This is a genomic window from Erythrobacter sp. QSSC1-22B, assembly GCF_001678665.1.
In the GTDB taxonomy this organism is placed as follows: Bacteria; Pseudomonadota; Alphaproteobacteria; order Sphingomonadales; family Sphingomonadaceae; genus Qipengyuania.
Genome location: NZ_LZRP01000043.1, coordinates 1 through 659, shown reverse-complemented (window position 1 = coordinate 659; position 659 = coordinate 1). Strand labels below are relative to the sequence as shown.

General features: G+C 64.0%; 1 protein-coding gene. It reads right to left on the bottom strand.

Annotated elements, in window-relative coordinates; translation table 11 throughout:
- A partial coding sequence (locus tag A9995_RS15780; RefSeq protein WP_067614778.1) for an IS5 family transposase occupies positions 1-621 on the bottom strand: 621 nt, incomplete at its 3' end.
- Positions 622-659 lie beyond the last annotated feature (38 nt).

Below are 659 nucleotides of genomic sequence, written 5' to 3'. Positions count from 1 at the left end.
GATCTCGACGGCGATCGATGTGGCGTTCGCGACTGTATCTCCGGCATAGCCGCTGTCTGCGAACAGCTTTTCGACGAACGGGAAGGATGACCGCGATTGCTTGAGCAAAGGGACCGCTCCGTCGCGATCCTGGATCCCGGCCTCGTGCGGTTCGAACATGAGACCGCGACCGTCCGTGTCGACCAACGCGTGGCGCTTCCTGCCCTTGATCTTCTTGCCCGCGTCATAGCCTCTTGGCCCGCCGCTATCGGTCGTCTTGACGCTCTGGCTGTCGATAATAGCGGCGCTCGGGCTCGCCTCGCGCCCCACCCGCTCGCGGTCCTCCATCACCAGATAATGGTTGATCGTCTCGAAGCGCCGGGTGTCGCGCAGCTCGGCGAACCAGCGATAGACTGTGCCCGAAGGCGGCAGGTCGGTCGGGATCAGTCGCCAAGCGCAGCCAGCGCGCATCACATAGAAAATCGCGTTGATGATCTCGCGCATCGGCCATGCGCGCGGACGGCCCGTGGCCCGATCGGGAGGAAGGTGCGGCGCGATCACCGCCCACTCGCCATCCGTCAAATCGGTCTGGTATCTGAGACCCGCGCGGCGATACTGCGCGCGAGCGGTCGGGGTCCACATGTGTTCACTCCAGCTCGGTCTAGACAACCTGCTGGAAT